Source organism: Alcaligenes phenolicus (genome assembly GCF_032063905.1).
GTDB classification, from domain to species: Bacteria; Pseudomonadota; Gammaproteobacteria; order Burkholderiales; family Burkholderiaceae_B; genus Alcaligenes; species Alcaligenes phenolicus.
In genome coordinates this window covers 118,989-136,985 of sequence record NZ_DAMBOE010000003.1, presented here as the reverse complement: position 1 = coordinate 136,985, position 17,997 = coordinate 118,989, and the positions used below count along the sequence as shown (strand labels likewise).

Sequence of the window (17,997 nt, the reverse complement as noted above, 5' to 3'; positions counted from 1 at the left end):
ATGGGAACGACGGGGCCAGCAGGGGCTAATCCGGGCGGCGCCGAGAGCGCCTCTCAAACCCGGCGTCAGGCTTTGGGACGATTTTTGCGTAATGCACGCGAGCGTATCCAGCCTGTAGACCTGGGGCTGGCCCCCGGTGTGCGCCGTCGCACTCCTGGTTTGCGTCGCGAGGAAGTGGCGCAGCTGTGCGATATCAGTACCACCTGGTACACCTGGATCGAGCAGGGTCGCGACGTTACCGTGTCCCCCACGGTCTGCGCCCGCCTGGCAACGGTCCTGAAACTGGCCCGGGCCGAGCGCCACTACCTGTTTGAACTGGCCGACTGCGCCGATCCCGAGCATTGGCAGGGCGATATTCAACCTTTGCCGCAAGGCCTGAGCGCATGCGTCGATAGCATCTCCGCCCCGGCTTACATTCTGGACCGCAGCTGGAACGTACTGGCCCGCAACGAAGCCTTGCTGGGCTTGTTTGACGGCTGGCCCGACCGTAGCGAGCAGCCCAATCTGCTGCGTTATATCTTCCTGGACCCCGCAGCGCGGGAGCTGGTGGTGGACTGGGAGCAGCGCGCCAGCCGCGTCGTGGCCGAGTTCCGTGCTGACGTAGGCGCCCATGCGGACGAGGCCGATATACAGGCTTTGATCCAGGAGTTGGCGCAGCAAAGTCAGGTATTCGCTTTCTGGTGGGGACGCCAGACCGTGGTGGAGCGGGAGGGCGGCTTGCGGGATTTCCGGCACCCCAGCCAGGGAGTGCGCCGCTTTCAGCAATTTACCTTTCGCCTGGCGATACGGCCGGATTGCAAGCTGGTGATGTTGCTGGAGGATGAGGATAAGCCGGTTTAAATTGGCTTCCTTATTATTTATTTTTAAAGATTAATTTTATTGCCAATCAAATTTTTTCAATAAAATAAATTATCAAAATTATTGATTCTTGATTTGCCGTCTTGAATTAATTATCGGATTCCCCTCAATTACTTGAGCGCCGAAAAAGACTGCATTTTGCGAGATTGAGAGAGGGAGCCGGGCGTCAGGCCATAACTTGAGACGAAATGGCGGGTTAAGTGGCTTTGATCTGCAAAACCCGATAAAAGAGACGCTTGCAGTAAGGTGTGTCCTTGCATGATCAGGCGGCGTGCCATTTGCAGCTGACGCTGTAGTCGATACGCATGAGGCGGCAATTGCGTCACCGCCTTGAACGCCCTTAGAAATTGGAATCGGCTTAAACCGGCCTCCGTTGCCAGTTCATTAAGTGAGACCGGGATTTCCGGGTGAGCATCAAGACGAGCTTTGGCTCTGGCTAACTCGGCAGATAGAATCTCTGCTTCCGTGGGCTGATTATTTCCAAGCAGTGGCACCAGAATTTGAAAAAGCTCCTGCTCCGCAATTTCATCTATCAGTCCTTGCTTGGGCTCGCGCTTTGGATCGGTTAATGCCACGTACAGGCGCTTGAATGCCATGACCGCCGAGGTGTCGCCAAGAACAGGGTGGATAAACTCCACCCCGGCGCTATGCCCCATGGACTGGGCAAACTGGGCGATCAGCTCTGGGTCCAGATACAGCATGCGCCAGGTTCTTGCCTTGCCGTCTACGGGTCTTCCATCGTGAACTTCATTCGGGTTGACGGTAATCATGTTGCCGTTGGTCGCTCGTACCTGTCCGCGACCACTGGCTGAGTCCTGAGCTCCGCTGACCAGCACCCCTATCCCAAACTGATCGTGAGTATGCCGACCAAACGATTGGCTGGACATCGCTTCAACAGCGACGATATCTGTCTGCCCGCATACCTTCGCTCTGAATTGCTTACTGACCTTCATTTGGGATATTTCCTTTGATTTTCTAAGAGCGCACTTCGTGTTCCTGGATGAGTGGGGAAATGATTATTCTAGTCGTTTTCTATTTTTGTTTTTATCAAAAAAATAGTGCTCCCTCTTGATGCCTGCGGATTTTCTGTTTCCTTGCAATATCGTTCAAGATTTTTCTTGATCAATACTATTAAATACCAAGTTACTACGTGAATTGATTTGCGTCCTAGAGGAAAAGATGTCAAGTCGCACACTTGGATATGTATTGCTGTCCTTGGCCATGATGACGGTTGGATCGACTGTCATTGCCTCCAAGCTGATCGCTGGCAACATGCCTGCTTTTTTGGCAACGGCACTTCGTTTTGCGCTTGCCTTGCCGGCTTTGCTTGCCCTGATGTTCTGGCAGCGAGAGCGGTGGCCCAAGCTGTTGTTCCGGGACTGGGTACTGTTGCTGCTTCAGGCCGGGGCGGGCAGTGTTGGCTATACGACCTTACTGATAGCAGGCTTGTCCCATTTGTCGGCGGCTGATGCGGGCGTAATCATCGGCACATTGCCCGCTGTGTCTGCGCTCTTCTCCGTGATCGTCCTGGGCGAGCGGCCAGGGCTAAGGCTGCTGATCAGCGTCGTGCTGGCGACCTTGGGTGTCATGGCAGTGGTCTGGAAAGGAACCGGCCCGAGTTCGTCGATTGGCATGTTGTACATCCTGGGGGCAGTGGTTTGCGAGAGCGCATTCATTTTGCTTAACAAACGCATCCCCGTGCCGCTGCGGCCTTTATTGCAGGCCACCACGATGACAGGTCTGGGCCTGCTGGTGTCCTTGCCCTTTGCTTTTCTTGAATTACCGCTTTCTATGCCAGATGCCGCAGCGATAGGCGCAGTGGTTTGGTATGCGCTTGTCCCTACTGTTGCAGGGTTTTTGCTGTGGTATGGCGGGGCAGCGCGGGTCAGTGGCAGCGAAGCGTCTGTATTTACGGCGGTGGCTCCTTTGACAGCCGTCACCCTGGCAGCGCTGGTTTTAGGGGAGCAGATTGGGTGGGTACAGATTGTGGGTGTTGCCACGGTCATTCTTGCCATTTTTGTGTTGACCTTCCCGGAGCGAACCCGAGCACGAACCGCACTGACGCAATAGGCAGTGTGCTTGCCTGTATTTCACATTTTCAATTGGCGAAAGGTGCCCTGCATACCATGTACTTCAATCATTCTGACACTGTGTGGAACCGCTTTCCGAGGCTGACGGCATTGGTCCTGGTTTTACAAGGGGTGAGGGTAGCTAAACTCCAAAACGATGCCCTGAACAGCACATTTACGAGGGTTGGCCAGTTGCTGGAGCAGGGGCCGGAGAGCGAACTCCCGTCTATTCAGGCCTGGCGTCAGGCTTATTCCCAGATTGGCATGAAGCCGACCCAATACCGCTGTGCGGTTGAGGCATTGCTGCGTCGCTTTCGTAAAGACGGACACCTGCCTGGCTTTCATCCCTTGATCGATACTTTGAACGCAGAGTCCATGCAGGCAGCCATTCCGATTGCGGCATTTGACTGCGCCCATATTTCTGGAGGCATCACAGTTCGGCCTGCCGATGGTACGGAGATTTACCGAACCTTTCAGGGTGAGGTCGAACATCCAACAGAAGACGAGATTGTGTTTGCCGATGAGGCCAACCATGCGCACTCACGTCGCTGGGTTTTCCGGCAGGGGGCTCAGTCCGTGGTCTCTAAAGAGTCAGATACGGTACTGGTCGTCGCGGAGGCATTACATGAGCGGGCTTATGAAGATCTGGAGGCCTTGCACGAACGCATCACGATACGTGCGGCTGAGTTGGGTGTGTCGATTCAGAGCGCCCAGATGCTGAGTCGGTCATGCAGGCGCTTTGAGTTCTTTGCGTAGCACTCCTGATAGAACAAGCATGCTGGACGAGCTATAGGACGGTTCTTGAATAGGCCTACTTCTTCTGCAAAGACTCACCATCACTGGCTGACAGCCGGGCAAAGGACAGGCTGGAGATGGCCGTAATAGCACCCAGAATCAGAAAGGCCCAGATCGTATCCTGAGTCTCCACACTGCTGGCTCCGCGCAATGCCATACTGACATTCAGCGTTACCGCTGCACATGCCACCCCCAGACTGATAGCCAGTTGCTGCGCCATGGCGGCAAAACTGCTGGCCTGGCTCATGGCTTCAGAATCCAGGTCGGCGTAGGTCAGGGTGTTGACTGCGGTGAACTGCAGGGAGCGGAAAAAACCGCCTGCGGTCAGGACAGCAATCATGAGCCACATGGGCGTGGTGGCCTGGAACATGGCACACAGGGCGATGAACAGGCCCGTCAACCAGGCGTTGACGATCAGGACTTTGCGAAAACCGTAACGCCGGATGATGGGTGGGGCCACCAGTTTCATCCCCAAGGCACCGATGGCACCGGTAAAGGTGATCAGACCCGCCGATAATGCGCTCATGCCAAAGTTGGTTTGCAGCATGATGGCCAACAGAAATGGCGCAGCGCCTAGCGAGAAACGACACAGATTGCCGCCCAGCACGGAAATGGCAAAGGTTTTGGTGCGCAGCAAGGACAAATCAATGATTGGGTAGGCAACTTGCCGGGAGTGCCAGACGTACCATGCGCCAGCGACCAGGCCGGCCAGTGTCAGCCAGCCCAAGGTATCCCAGCCCAGGGTGCCATGGCCTACGTTCTCGAAGCTGGTCACCAGAGTGGCCAGACAGATGGCGCTCAAGATAAAGCCCAGCCAGTCCAGGGGCGGGCGCTCTGTGGGGTAGTCTTCGCGGATATAGCGCAGCACCAGGGCAATGCCCAGTATGCCAACGGGGATGTTGATCAGGAAAATCCAGTGCCAGCTGGCGTACGTGACTAAAAAACCACCCACGGGCGGGCCGATGATGGGGCCCAGCAAGGCAGGCAAGGTCAGCACCGCCATAGCGCTTAAAAGCTCATCTTTAGGGACGCGCCGCAGTAAGATAATGCGTCCCACCGGCACCATCATGGCTCCGGCCATGCCTTGTATCACGCGGGAAATGATCAGTTGTGACAGGGTCTGGGACAGGGCACATGCAACAGAACTGGCGGTAAAGAGTAGAATGGCGGCCAGGAACACCTTGCGAGCACCAAAGCGGTCTGCAGCCCATCCACTGATTGGAACGAATACCGCCACGGCCAGCAGGTAGCTGGTAATGATGGTATTCATGCGGATGACGCTGGTATCCAGCGACAAGGCCATCGTGGGCAGGGCAGTGGCTACAACCGTAGAGTCCAGCATTTGCATGAACAATGCACATCCCACAATGTAGGGAATAATGCGTATGGCTCGACGCTCTTGAGGGGACATGGTCGCCGGTTTGGCGGCTTCGGTCTGTTCAGATGCCATGCGGCGAACTCTCTGGTGTGCGGTGCAGTAAACTCAAACTTTTCTGTTATCCAATTTATTTAGGCGTACAGGTATTATGGCAAAGAATTTCGAATCCGAAATTACCCAGTTTCTTAAACAGTATAAAGAGCAGAACGCGGATACCGAAGCACGGCAGCGTGAAGGCCGTTATCGTCTGTGGGACAAGCAGATTGACCAGGAACTGCAAGACGGTTACAAGGCTGCTCGCACGCCTCAGAAACCTTACGTGTACTACGAAAACAACTAAATCTGTACACCTGCGCCTGTGACTGAGATCGCACAGCAGACTGTTGTGGATACGCCAGCTCCTCAGCCCGAGGATGTGCTGGCGCGTCTTTATGGTGAGCCGCTGTTTGCGATCCCTCAGGATCTGTATATTCCGCCTGATGCGCTTGAAGTATTTCTGGACGCCTTTGAAGGCCCGCTGGATCTGTTGCTGTATCTGATCCGCAAGCAAAACTTCAATGTGCTGGATATTCCGATGGCCCAGGTCACCGGGCAGTATCTGGCCTATGTGGAGCAGATCCGCGCCACCAATCTGGAACTGGCGGGGGAGTATCTCTTGATGGCCGCGCTGCTGATCGAGATTAAATCCCGCATGTTGCTGCCAGTGCGGCGCGCTGACACGGGCGAAGAGGTGGATGATCCGCGTGCCGAGCTGGTACGCCGTCTGCTGGAATACGAGCGCATGAAGGAAGGCGCGCGTCGTCTGGACGAGCTACCCTTGATGGGGCGCGACTATCTGCTGGCCAATGCCCAGGCCGAACTGGTTATTGAGGCCATTCCGCCGGAAGTGAATGCGGATGATTTGCGCGAGGCCTGGCTGGGCATCTTGAAGCGTGCCAAGCTCAATGCCAGTCACAAGATTACGCGTGAGCAGTTGTCGGTGCGCGATCACATGAGCCAGATTCTGCGACGTTTGCAGCATGTACGCTTCATGGAATTTACAGAGCTGTTTAATGAACGCCTGGATCAGGGTGATCCGGCGGCGGTGCTTGTCGTGCATTTTCTGGCGATGCTGGAATTGGCACGAGAGTCACTGCTTGAAATCACGCAGGCCGAGCCCTACGCTCCTATTTATTTGCGCCTGACTTATATTCGAGCGCAGGCCGATGGGCCTGATCTTATTCCGTAGCGGAGAATTTTTTGAAAGTCGTCCATAACATCCAAGAACTGCGCGATCAGCTCCAGGGCCAGACACGCGTGGCATTTGTTCCAACCATGGGGAATCTGCATCGAGCTCACCTGGACTTGATGAAGTTGGCTCGTCAGCATGGCGATCCGGTGGTGGCCAGTATTTTTGTGAACCGACTGCAGTTTGGCCCTAACGAGGATTTTGATCGTTACCCGCGCACCTTGCAGGAAGATGCGGCCAAGATGGAGCAGGAGCGCGATGTGTATGTCTTGTTTGCTCCTTCGGAGCGCGAGATGTACCCCGAGCCACAGAGTTTTCGCGTCAGCCCGCCTGATCATTTGGGCCGCATTCTGGAAGGCCACTTCCGTCCCGACTTCTTTGAAGGTGTGTGTACGGTTGTGCTGAAGCTGTTTTCCTGTGTGCAGCCGCGTGTGGCTGTATTTGGGAAGAAGGATTATCAGCAGTTGATGGTGGTGCGCCAGATGGTACGCCAGTTCCAGCTGCCGGTAGAGATTCTGGCTCACGAGACGGTGCGGGAAGAGGATGGTTTGGCCATGTCTTCGCGTAATCGCTATTTGAGTCCCGAGGAACGCGCCCAGGCTCCGCAGATTTATTACACACTGCAGGAAATGAATGAGCGTTTGCAGCAAGGTCAAAGCCGCGAGGAGATCGAGGCTTATGCGACCAAGAAGATGACGGATCTGGGCTGGAAGGTGGACTATATGGCCTTGCGTCGTCAGTCGGATTTGCTGGAACCAACGCCAGAGCAAATTGCAGCTGGTGAACCGTTGGTGGCATTGGCTGCTGCCAAATTGGGCGCGACGCGTTTGATCGACAACCTGGAAATGGTTAAAGCCTGATTTCTTGTGTTGTTTGGTGAGAAAAGCACAGTTTTTACTGTGCTTTTTTTATATCTGCGTGGTTCGATTTTGCAGTCTTTGTCTTTGTCTTTGTCTTTGTCTTTGTCTTTGTCTTTGTCTTTGTCTTTTTCTGGTGCTTTGGTTGGGGGGGCAGTTCAGGCCCCCTCATGCCAGGGAGGGACTCAGTAAGACGCCACTCTGACGCGCAGCTCAGGGGGGCGGCGATTCAGACTGCTTGCATCCCTGCGCTATCTCTCGACAAGGGCACCGGTGCACAGCACCGGCAAGTAGTCAGCCGCCCTCCAGAGCTGCGCGTCAGAGTGGCTCATGGCCGTGAATGCTCATCTCTGCTGGCAGTTTATGGGGCTGGGTTTGTTGTGTTGTGGTGGGGTGTTTGACCGATCGGGGGGGGACCTAGGTGATTGTTGTGTTTCTTGGGGAGGTGAGGCAGCAGTTTTGACTGCGTTTATCCCCAATTTGAGGCGTAAAAAGATGGTTTTCCGACGCATTGAAAACCGGGTATCTATATTAGTCCTGTGACAAAAGCAGCCCGTACAAGTTAACAGTCGCGTAGTCCCTGCCTAAAATGACAAACTCTGTCTATGGTTGATTTTTCACATCGCAGGCGGCCTGTTCGCCTGGTACAGATATACGAGACTGACATGGTATTGAATAGTCATTTGCCCGCCTCTGTGCTGTTTGAAAGTCTGACTCCGCGCGAGCGCGACGTGCTGTCTTATATCGCCATCGGCAAGGCGAACAAGGTGATTGCGGCTGAATTGGCGATTTCCCAGCGTACGGTGGAGGCGCATCGGGCACGCGTTTTTCAGAAATTACGCGTGCGCAATGCGGTTGAATTGACCCGCTTTGTATTTAGCGAGCCGGGCTTGCGCGATATGCTGCCACCCAGCCTGGTGGGCAGCCTGTCTATGCCTTAGATTAGCGGCAGGCGGGAGTGGCCTGGCCGTCCAGCTCGCTGATCGGGTCGATGTCGGCTTGGCGAGTCAGATGGCTCTCCAGCGTAGGGCGTTGCTGGTTAAAGGTGTGAATGCGCAGTACGTTGTTGTTCACAAAGCTCAGATCGGCCAAGGTCGAGTCGTTGTTGGCCAGCAAAGCGATGCGGGTAGGCTGTGTGCCGATAGGTACCCAGCAGCCGCTCATGCGGTGTTCTTCGCCAGCACCCAGCGGGGTGGCACGCAAGCGCCATTGGCCGGCAGGAGCCAGGGTTACGCTGATTTTGTAGGGCTCACATGCGCCGCCTTGTGGTGGGCAGGACAGGGTGCCCAGAAAGGTTTTGGGCTCGGCCAGCTCTGGAACGCTACGGTCGACCATGGCGGCAGGCTGCTGGGCGCGGGCCGGTGTAATGGCGTGCAGGCCTTCCTGGTTACCGAAGCCTAAATTGATTTGCGAGGGGGCACGTGCGGTGCCGCTACCTTGCGCTTGGCGCAGAGCGTCTTTCTGGGTGGAGTCACGACCTTCGTTGGGGGTAGGCTGAACGGGTGCCTGGGCACATGCTGCCAGCAAAACGACCGAAAGCAAGGTAAGGGAACGCAGGGGGGAAATCTTGGTGAAAGACATGGCGGGCTTCCGTGGACTGGTTGATACCTGAATTCTACGCTAGACCAGGGGCGGCGGGACAGTATCAGGCCTATTCAGGGTAGGAGGATTGGCGCGGGTACGTTACAGTTTTGTTTTTTATCCGTGGATTGCGCATGCTGACAATTGGGCTGACCGGTGGAATTGGATCGGGCAAAAGCCAGGTGGCCAATTTTTTTGCCTCTTGGGGGGCGGCTGTTGTGGATACGGATGTCATCGCGCATGAGTTGACCGCGCCCGGTGGTCTGGCCATTGAGCCGATTCGCGCTGCCTTTGGGGCACAGGCCTTGGCCGCGGATGGTTCCATGGACCGGGATTGGATGCGGGCCTGTGTATTTGCCGATCCTGATGCCCGTCATCGACTCGAGGCGATCATTCATCCCCTGATTTGGAACGTAACAAAAGCACAGACCTTGAAAGCGCAAGGATGTTATCTTGTTGTGGTTGTACCCTTGCTGGTGGAATCAGGACGATGGCGAGACCGTGTGGACCGGATTTGCGTTGTAGATTGTGATGAAGCGACCCAGATCGCGCGTGTTCAAAAGCGCAACGGGCTGGCAGTGGCCACAATTGAACGTATCATGGCAGCACAGGCGCAACGTCAGCAGCGCCTGGATGTGGCCGACGACGTGGTTCTGAATGACGGGCAGACGACTTTGCCCCTGTTGGAAGAGCGGGCGCGAGCCGTACACCAACGCTGGTGTGCCCTGACTGCCTGACAACACGACGTGTCTGACCCTCCAGTCGACAGAAAAAGGTTTTTAAACGCGTGACTCTATACGAATACCCCTGCAATGAGCGTGTCCGGGCTTTACTGAGAGTCGAATACTTGTTCGATAGGCTGTTTCATTTTTCGGCCAACCAGGATGCGTACTCGCATCAGATCGCTGTAGCGACTTTGTTTGATTTACTGGACATCTCGGATCGAACCGATTTGCGTTCTGCTGTTCTTCAAGATCTGGAGCGTCAGCGCGTGGCGCTGGCTGCGCTGCGTGAACACCCCGGTGTTCAGCTGCAGGCGCTGGACAAGATGATTGAACAAATTGTGCGCGCTTCTGCTGACCTCTCGGCCCAGGGGAGGGTGGGGCAGGGCTTGCGTGAAAATGAATGGTTGGCCAGTTTGCGGGGCCGGGTTGCTGTGCCCGGTGGCACGTCCCAGGTGGACATGCCTTCTTATTATTCCTGGCAACAGCGCCCTGATGCCGATCGTGTCCAGGATTTGCGCCGCTGGTCGGAGTCTTTCCTGCCACTGTATCAAGGTCTGGCCTTGATTTTGCGCTTGCTGCGCCAGTCGGGTGACTCGGCAGACCAACTGGCCCGTGACGGATCCTATCAAGAAATGCTGGCAGGCAAGACCTTCCAGTTGCTGCGAGTGTGGGTGGACGCCGGTGCGTGCATCTATCCGGAAATGAGCGCTAACCGCTACGTCATCTGGATACGCTTTGTGCAGCAAGATAATCAATTGAAACCGCAGGCCGTGACGGGGGATATCCCTTTCAGGCTGGCCCGTTGCAACTTCGGCTGAAAACGCTGTTCATATAAGGTTCAGACTGCCGCTTTTATACTTGCTGTGCCAGCGTGGTCTAGCAGGGATGCGGTTTTGTCAGCGCTTGTATCTCTTTATCGTTTGAAACTAATTGCTATCGTGTTTTGGCTGCATAATGCGTGTCGCCGTCACGATCGGTAGTGCTTAAACGCTTATTTAGACCGTGCATAGAGACAATCAAGTTTTAGCCGGGGAGTATTCATGTCGGAGTTGAACACAGGCAGAGGTCGGCGGTCCCGATCCTTCTATGTCTGGGTGGTGGTAGGGCTGCTGGTGACAGCAGGCCTCGTTTATTACGCCCTGTCTTCCCCTTCCAGTACGTCCACTCCCATGCGCGGGTCTCGCGGCATGATGGGGGCGACTAAAGTCCCGGTGCAGGTGGCCACGGTCAAGGAAGGCCTGATCGATCAAACGGTCAATGCGATTGCCACGGTCAAACCTTTGCAAACAGTCGCCGTGCGCGGTGAAGTTGATGGCGTGCTCGAACGCATCCACTTCAAGGACGGCCAACGTGTGAAGGCTGGCGATTTGCTGGCCGAGATTGATCCGCGTACTTATCAGGTGCAGCTGGATCAGGCGCGCGGCCAATTGGCGCAGAATCAGGCCCAGCTAAAAGGGGCGCAGCAGGAACTGGCCCGCCACCGCGTCCTGTTTCAACAGAATTCTATTGCTCGCCAGGCTTTGGAAACCAAGGAAACGGCCGTTCAGCAACTGCAGGCACAAATCAAATCCAATCAAGCAGAGGTGGCCCGTGCGCAGGTCCAGCTGGATCGCACTCGCATCACGGCGCCTTTGGATGGTCGCCTGGGTTTGCGCAAGCTGGATCAGGGCAATCTGGTGTCTGCCGGTAGTACTGATGGCATTGTTGTCATTACTCAGACAGATCCCATAGGCGTGGAGTTCTCCTTGCCGCAGAATCAATTGAGCAGCCTGCTGGAAGCCATGAAGCAAAGCGAATCGCCTTTGCGTGTGTCCCTGATCGACAGCAAGGGTCAGCTCTTGTCGGACAAGGGACGTTTGCAGGCACTGGATAATCAGATCGACATCAATACCGGCACGCTGAAAGTAAAGGCCGAATTTGATAATGCCGATGAAACCTTGTTTGCTAATCAGTTCGTCAATTCCCGTGTCTTTTTGGGCCAGGAGCAAGGTCTGTTGATCCCATCGCACGCGGTGCAACGGGGTTCGGTGGGCACGTATGTGTACACCCTGGATGCCGAGGACAAGGTCCATATCCAGGTGGTGGAATTGGGTACGGCCACGCTGGAATTGACCTTGATTAAAACCGGCCTGAAAGAGGGCGATCGTGTGGTGGTTGAAGGGACTGACCGTTTGCGTGAAGGCTCGGAGGTCGAGGTGATGCAGCAAGATGGTCAGGTCAAGGAAAAGCCTGCGCCCGATGATGCCGCCGACAAGCCAGAGCAAGGCAAACGTCCGGGTGAGGGTCGGCGTCCACGTCCTGCAAGCGAGTAAGCCGTGAGCATGTCGCGTATCTTTATCCTGCGCCCGGTGGCTACCACCTTGGCGATGGTGGCCTTGCTGGTGTCCGGCTTGCTGGCCTATCGCATGTTGCCCGTAGCCGCTTTGCCGCAGGTGGATTACCCCACTATTCAGGTGGTCACGCTCTATCCGGGCGCTAGCCCGGATGTAGTGGCGGCCTTGATCACTTCACCGCTGGAGCGGCGCTTCGGCAGCATGTCGGGCCTGTCGCAGATGATTTCGTCCAGCTCGGGCGGGGCATCGCGCATTACCTTGCAGTTTGATTTGGGCTTGCCACTGGATGTGGCCGAGCAAGAGGTGCAGGCGGCGATTAATGCCGCCTCCAATATGCTGCCCAATGATTTGCCTGCACCGCCTATCTATAACAAGGTCAATCCGGCTGATACCCCGGTTATTTCTTTGGCGGTGACTTCCCCCAATATGCCCCTGCACGAGGTGCGCGACCTGATTGATGTGCGGGTTGCACAAAAACTCTCGCAGGTGACGGGCGTGGGTCTGGTCAGCATTGCGGGTGGTCAGGAACCGGCCATGCGCATTCAGGCTGATCCCAACGCCTTGGCTGTCCGCAATCTGACCTTAAGTCACCTTCGGCAAGCGGTGGTCGCGGCCAACGTGAATCAGCCCAAAGGCAATCTGGATGGGCCTCAGCGTTCCACCAGCATCGGCGCCAATGAACAACTGAAAACGGTACAGGATTATGAAAATCTGATCGTCAGCTACAAGGACGGTGCTGCCGTGCGTCTGGGTGAGTTGGCCAAGGTCGTGCGGGATGCGCAGGATGTGCGTCAGGCCGCCTGGATGGGGACTGTGCCTGCGATCTTGCTGAATATTCAACGTCAGCCTGGGGCTAACGTCATTGATGTGGTGGACCAGATTCAAAGCCTGCTGCCCGAGATACGCCGTTCCTTGCCGGTCGGTGTGGATGTGGAAGTCGCCACGGACCGTACCCAGACCATTCGGGATTCGGTTGACCATGTGCAAAAGGAAATGATGCTGGCCATTGTGCTGGTGGTGTTGGTGACCTTTGTGTTCCTGCGCACGTGGACGGCTACACTGATTCCCAGCGTTGTCGTGCCTATCTCCCTGATCGCCACCTTTGCCATCATGCTGATGTGGGGATTCAGTATCAATAACCTGACCCTGATGGCCTTGACGGTTGCCACCGGCTTTGTGGTTGATGATGCGATCGTGATGATCGAGAACATCGCCCGCTATATTGAGAAGGGTGAAACCGCCTTGCAGGCCGCCTTGAAGGGCGCGGCACAGATTGGCTTTACGCTGCTGTCGCTGACCATCTCCCTGATCGCAGTGCTGATTCCGCTGCTGTTCATGAGCGATGTCATCGGCCGTCTGTTCCGTGAGTTTGCCATTACCCTGGCCGTCGCCATCCTGCTGTCCCTGTTCATTTCGCTGACGCTCACGCCCATGATGTGTGCGCGTATGCTCAAGCCCGAGGACGAGCGCCAGTATGGCCGTTTCACGACCTGGTTGGGCGATCAGATGGACCGCATCATTGCGGCTTACGACCGTGGCCTGATTGTCGTGCTGCGCCACCAGACGCTGACCTTGTGGGTAGCTCTGGGCACAGTGGTGTTGACGGGCCTGCTGTACGTGATCGTCCCCAAAGGTTTTTTCCCGCAACAGGATACCGGCCTGATTCAGGCGATTACCCAAGGACCGCAAACCGCGTCGTTCCGCGCAATGGGGAATTTGCAGCAGCAAGCCGTTGCGATTGTGCTGGAAGATCCGGATGTGGAAGCCGTCACGTCCTTTATCGGGGTAGATGGCACGAACGCCACCTTGAACAATGGCCGCCTGCAAATTGCCTTGAAACCCATTGGCTCGGGTCGGGCTAGCGCCAATGAAATCATGGCCAGGCTCGATGAGCGCCTGAAAGATATTCCCGGCTTGTCGGTTTACCAGCAGTCCATTCAGGAGCTGACGGTAGACGATCAGATCAGCCGTAATGTGTACCAGATGGCCTTGTCGGACCCGGAAACGGAGGTGCTGACGACCTGGATGCCGCGTTGGCTGGATGCCGTCAACGCCTTGCCGCAGATTAAAGATGCATCCATGAGCCTGCAAAACGATGGCCTGCAAGTGCTGCTGGATATTGACCGGGATGCGGCAGCCCGTGTGGGCGTGACCAAGGCAAATATCGACGATGCACTATACGACGCGTTCGGACAGCGTTTGATCTCCACGATCTACACGCAGTCTGCCCAGTACCGCGTTGTGCTCGAGGTCAAGGATCAATATCGCCAAGGCCCCCAGGATCTGGAAAATATTCATGTAATGACAGCGGCCGGTACACCTGTGCCGATTACTTCCCTGGCGCGTATTCAGCTGGTTCCCACAACGCTATCGGTAGAGCGCTTGGGACAGTTCCCGTCCGTGAATGTGTCCTTTGACTTGGCTGATGGTTACTCCTTGTCCGACGCCATTGAAGCCATTGAAACCGTGCCCGACCAGATCGGTATGCCATCCTCGGTGGATACCCGCTACCTGGGTGCCGCCAAGGCCTTCCATGCCTCTTTGTCCAGCACACTGTGGCTGATGTTGGCCGCCGTGCTGACCATGTATATCGTGCTGGGTGTTTTGTATGAAAGCTATATCCACCCCATCACTATTTTGTCGACCCTGCCTTCGGCTGCCATTGGGGCGTTGCTTGCCTTGCTGTTGGCCGGGCGGGATCTGGACATGGTGGGGGTGATCGGGATCATCCTGCTGATTGGCATCGTGAAAAAGAACGCCATCATGATGATCGACTTCGCCCTGGAGGCGCAGCGCGAGCAGGGCATGAAACCGCAAGAAGCCATTCATCAAGCCGCCTTGCTGCGTTTCCGCCCCATTTTGATGACGACTCTGGCGGCCTTGTTCAGTGCCATCCCTTTGATGCTGGCCACCGGCTCTGGCGCAGAGCTGCGTCAACCCTTGGGGCTGGTCATGGTGGGCGGGCTATTGGCTAGCCAAGTGCTGACCTTGTTCACGACTCCCGTGATCTATCTGTTTTTTGACCGCTTTACCCGTAATGGCGCCAAGTCGGTACGCGAGTCGACATGAAACGCTTGTTAGGGCTGTTTATCTTCCGGCCAGTGGGCTCCAGCCTGCTGGCACTGGCGATGGTTCTGGTGGGCGCATTGGCCTTGCGACTCTTGCCCGTGGCGTCTTTGCCGGAAATGGATTTCCCGGTGATTGCGATTTCGGCCAATTTGCCTGGTGCCAGCCCTGAAACCATGGCTTCCAGTGTGGCCACGCCACTGGAGCAGGCTTTAGGTTCTATTGCCGGGGTGTCGGAAATGAGCTCTCGCAGCAGCGAGGGCTCCACCCAGATCATGCTGGTATTTGAGTTGGACCGGGATATTGAAGGGGCCGCACGCGATGTGCAGGCTGCTATCAACCAGGCCCGGCCCATGTTGCCTTCGGGCATGTCCAGCGTGCCCACCTACGAGAAGGTCAACCCTTCGTCCATGCCTATCATGGTGCTGGCCTTGACCTCGCAGACGGCCAACAAGGCCCAGCTGTTTGATATGGCCAGCGGCATTGTGCAGCAGAAGCTGGCACAGATTCCGGGCGTAGGTTCGGTAGACGTGGGCGGTGGCTCTTTGCCAGCAGTGCGGGTGGGATTGAATCCCAAGGCATTGGCCTCGGCTGGTATTGCGCTGGACGATGTGCGTTCGGTGATCAATAACGCCAACAGTCTGCGTCCTAATGGCTACCTGGAAAGCGAGCAGGGCCAGTGGCAGATCAACTCGGGCAAGCAGTACAACCAGGCACGTTTTTTTGACCCCTTGATTCTGAAGAATCAGGATGGGCAGGTTATCCGTTTGGGGGATGTGGCCAAGGTCGAGGACTCTGTCGAAAACATTCACAGCATGGGTTATTGGAATAACCAGGAAGCGGTGCTGTTGATTGTGCGTCGTCAGGCGGGCGCCAATATTATCGAGACGGTCAATACCATTCGTGAACGCTTGGCTGGTATCGAGGAAATGCTGCCCACCCAGGCGCAATTGACAGTGGCTCAGGATCGTACGCCCAGTATTCGCGCCACGCTGGAAGAGGCCCAACTGACACTGATTATTGCGGTGGCCCTGGTGGTGCTGGTGGTCTTGCTGTTCCTGCGAAACTGGCGCGCTGCTTTAATTCCGGCCATTGCCGTTCCGGCGTCCTTGATCAGTACCTTTGCCTTCATGCATTTGTTCGGCTTTACGTTGAACACCATTTCCCTGATGGCCCTGATTGTCGCTACCGGATTTGTGGTGGATGACGCCATCGTGGTGCTGGAAAGCATTATGCGTTACCTGGAAAAAGGCTTGTCCCCCATGCGGGCAGCCTTGCGCGGGACGCGGGAGGTGGGCTTTACCGTCACAGCCATGAGCTTGTCGCTGGTGGCCGTGTTCATTCCCTTGTGGTTGATTGGCGGGCTGGCGGGACGCTTGTTCATGGAGTTTGCCGTCACCTTGTGTACCGCCGTGCTGGTGTCCTTGGTGATCTCCTTGATGCTGACTCCCATGATGTCATCGCGCCTGCTGCGTCCTGGGCCGCAAGAGCATGAGTCCACCAACCCTATCAGCCGTTTTTTGGGCTGGATAGGCAGCGTCAGCTGGCGTGGCTACCGTCGTTCATTGGGGTGGGCGCTCAAGCACCATCGACTGATGCTGTTCTCCTTGTTCGTCACAATTGGCTTGAATGTGTACCTCTACGCCGTAGTGCCCAAGGGGCTGTTCCCACAGCAGGATACTGGCCAGTTGATGGGTTTTTTCCGGGTCGACCGGGGGACCTCCTTCCAGTCCATGGTGCCCAAGCTGGAATACTTCCGTTCCATCCTGAATCAGGACCCGGACATTCGTTCGGTGGCCGTGTTTGCTGGTGGCCGCAGTGGCAGCACCTCGTCCTTTATTCTGGTTGAACTCAAGCCTATGGACGAGCGCAAGGCCAGCACGACGGATATTGTGAATCGTCTGCGCGAGCCTTTATCTACCACGCCGGGGGCGCGCATGTTCATGGTGCCGCAGCAGGATATTCCGGTCGGTAGCGGGGGCGGCGGGCGCAGTGGCTCTTACGACTATTCCTTGCTGGGCAGTGATCTGGAACTGTTGAAAACCTGGTTGCCCAAGGTTCAGCAAGCCATGGCCGAATTGCCAGAGCTGGTGGACGTGGACACTGGCACGGACGATAAGGCAGGCCTGGTCCAACTGGAAATTGACCGCGATATGGCCACGCGCCTGGGCATTGATATGTCCATGGTGGCGGGGACCTTGAATAACTCCTTTTCCCAGCGTCAGGTTTCCACGATTTTTGGCCGCTTGAACCAGTACTACGTAGTCATGGAAGTGGAGCCGCGTTTTGCACAGGATCTGGAGTCCCTGAAGGAAATCGAGGTCGTTGCCAAAGACGGCACTCGTGTTCCTTTGTCTGCCTTTACGCGCTTTACGACCGGCACCGCGCCGCGCAGCATTAACCATATGGGTTTGCTGGTGGCCGAGTCCGTGTCCTTCGGTTTGGCCGAAGGCGTCACCCTCAGTCAGGCAACGGCGGCCATTGAGCAGGCTATGGCGCGCATTCAGCTTCCTACACGTGAGATCCAGGCCGGGTTTGAAGGTAATACGGCGCAGATGCTCGATGCCCTGGCCAAGCAACCCATGATGTTTCTGGCTGCCTTGGTGGCTTTGTATATCGTGCTGGGGATGTTGTACGAGAGCTATATGCACCCGCTCACCATTCTGTCCACTTTGCCTTCGGCCGGGATTGGAGCATTGCTGGCCCTGATGATGACCAGTGGCGAGTTCAACCTGATTGCCATGATCGGGGTGTTCTTGCTGATTGGCATCGTCAAGAAGAACGCCATCATGATGGTGGACTACGCCTTGCAAATGGAGCGTGAGCGCGGCATGGGCTCGCGTGAAGCTATTTACGAAGCCTGCCTGGTGCGATTCCGCCCCATCATGATGACGACCTTGTCCGCCATTTTTGGTGCTATTCCTTTGATTCTGGCCTCCGGGCCCGGCGTGGAAATGCGCCAGCCCTTGGGCGTCACCATTGTGGGTGGTCTGGTGCTCAGTCAAATCCTGACCTTGTACACCACGCCGGTGGTTTATCTTTATCTGGATCGTTTGCGCCATCGCTTCATGCGCCGCAAGAACCAGACAACTTTGAATATATAAGCT

Annotated in this window: 15 protein-coding genes; 12 read left to right on the top strand and 3 right to left on the bottom strand. The window is 56.1% G+C overall.

Annotated elements, in window-relative coordinates:
- A complete protein-coding gene (locus U2949_RS07185) occupies positions 1-840 on the top strand; it encodes a helix-turn-helix transcriptional regulator (protein ID WP_035270366.1) in 840 nt (279 codons plus the stop codon).
- 128 nt (positions 841-968) lie between these two features.
- Here U2949_RS07185 and U2949_RS07180 read toward each other — a convergent pair whose 3' ends face one another.
- Positions 969-1,811, bottom strand: a complete 843-nt coding sequence (locus U2949_RS07180; RefSeq protein ID WP_321286916.1) for an AraC family transcriptional regulator — start codon at positions 1,809-1,811, stop codon at positions 969-971.
- 226 nt (positions 1,812-2,037) lie between these two features.
- Here U2949_RS07180 and U2949_RS07175 point away from each other — a divergent pair, with 226 nt between their 5' ends.
- Both U2949_RS07175 and U2949_RS07170 read left to right on the top strand, forming a co-directional pair.
- Entirely contained in the window at positions 2,038-2,928 is an 891-nt protein-coding gene (locus U2949_RS07175) for a DMT family transporter (RefSeq protein ID WP_257723737.1), read from the top strand.
- A gap of 56 nt (positions 2,929-2,984) precedes the next feature.
- Positions 2,985-3,683: a B3/B4 domain-containing protein gene (locus U2949_RS07170; RefSeq protein ID WP_257723736.1), complete on the top strand. Its 699-nt coding sequence runs from the start codon at positions 2,985-2,987 to the stop codon at positions 3,681-3,683.
- Positions 3,684-3,738: 55 nt separating this feature from the next.
- Here U2949_RS07170 and U2949_RS07165 read toward each other — a convergent pair whose 3' ends face one another.
- Complete coding sequence (locus U2949_RS07165) at positions 3,739-5,172, bottom strand: DHA2 family efflux MFS transporter permease subunit (protein WP_035270372.1); 1,434 nt, start codon at positions 5,170-5,172, stop codon at positions 3,739-3,741.
- 76 nt (positions 5,173-5,248) lie between these two features.
- Here U2949_RS07165 and U2949_RS07160 point away from each other — a divergent pair, with 76 nt between their 5' ends.
- From U2949_RS07160 to U2949_RS07145, 4 genes are all read left to right on the top strand, one after another.
- A complete protein-coding gene (locus tag U2949_RS07160; RefSeq protein ID WP_009458738.1) occupies positions 5,249-5,440 on the top strand; it encodes a DUF3460 family protein in 192 nt (63 codons plus the stop codon).
- A 45-nt stretch (positions 5,441-5,485) separates the two neighbouring features.
- Positions 5,486-6,328 (top strand): segregation and condensation protein A, encoded by an 843-nt coding sequence (locus U2949_RS07155; protein WP_009458739.1) that lies wholly within the window; start codon positions 5,486-5,488, stop codon positions 6,326-6,328.
- An 11-nt stretch (positions 6,329-6,339) separates the two neighbouring features.
- Complete coding sequence (gene panC, locus U2949_RS07150; protein WP_321286911.1) at positions 6,340-7,188, top strand: pantoate--beta-alanine ligase; 849 nt, start codon at positions 6,340-6,342, stop codon at positions 7,186-7,188.
- A gap of 662 nt (positions 7,189-7,850) precedes the next feature.
- Positions 7,851-8,126 (top strand): response regulator transcription factor, encoded by a 276-nt coding sequence (locus U2949_RS07145; RefSeq protein WP_026484451.1) that lies wholly within the window; start codon positions 7,851-7,853, stop codon positions 8,124-8,126.
- Position 8,127: 1 nt separating this feature from the next.
- Here U2949_RS07145 and U2949_RS07140 read toward each other — a convergent pair whose 3' ends face one another.
- Positions 8,128-8,766 (bottom strand): hypothetical protein, encoded by a 639-nt coding sequence (locus U2949_RS07140; protein WP_009458742.1) that lies wholly within the window; start codon positions 8,764-8,766, stop codon positions 8,128-8,130.
- Between the two features lie 134 nt (positions 8,767-8,900).
- Between U2949_RS07140 and coaE the strand changes: the two genes are divergently transcribed.
- The 5 genes from coaE to U2949_RS07115 all read left to right on the top strand — a co-directional run bounded on the left by coaE (position 8,901) and on the right by U2949_RS07115 (position 17,994).
- On the top strand, positions 8,901-9,503 hold the full coding sequence (gene coaE / locus U2949_RS07135; protein WP_026484450.1) for a dephospho-CoA kinase: 603 nt from the start codon (positions 8,901-8,903) through the stop codon (positions 9,501-9,503).
- 50 nt (positions 9,504-9,553) lie between these two features.
- Positions 9,554-10,309 carry a cell division protein ZapD gene (gene zapD, locus U2949_RS07130; RefSeq protein ID WP_026484449.1) on the top strand — a complete coding sequence of 252 codons (756 nt, stop codon included), beginning with the start codon at positions 9,554-9,556 and terminating at the stop codon, positions 10,307-10,309.
- Between the two features lie 222 nt (positions 10,310-10,531).
- Positions 10,532-11,803: an efflux RND transporter periplasmic adaptor subunit gene (locus tag U2949_RS07125; RefSeq protein WP_321286906.1), complete on the top strand. Its 1,272-nt coding sequence runs from the start codon at positions 10,532-10,534 to the stop codon at positions 11,801-11,803.
- A 3-nt stretch (positions 11,804-11,806) separates the two neighbouring features.
- On the top strand, positions 11,807-14,893 hold the full coding sequence (locus U2949_RS07120) for a multidrug efflux RND transporter permease subunit (protein WP_026484447.1): 3,087 nt from the start codon (positions 11,807-11,809) through the stop codon (positions 14,891-14,893).
- A complete protein-coding gene (locus U2949_RS07115; protein ID WP_026484446.1) occupies positions 14,890-17,994 on the top strand; it encodes an efflux RND transporter permease subunit in 3,105 nt (1,034 codons plus the stop codon). Before U2949_RS07120 ends, U2949_RS07115 begins: the two co-directional genes overlap by 4 nt.
- The last annotated feature ends 3 nt before the right edge of the window (positions 17,995-17,997 follow it).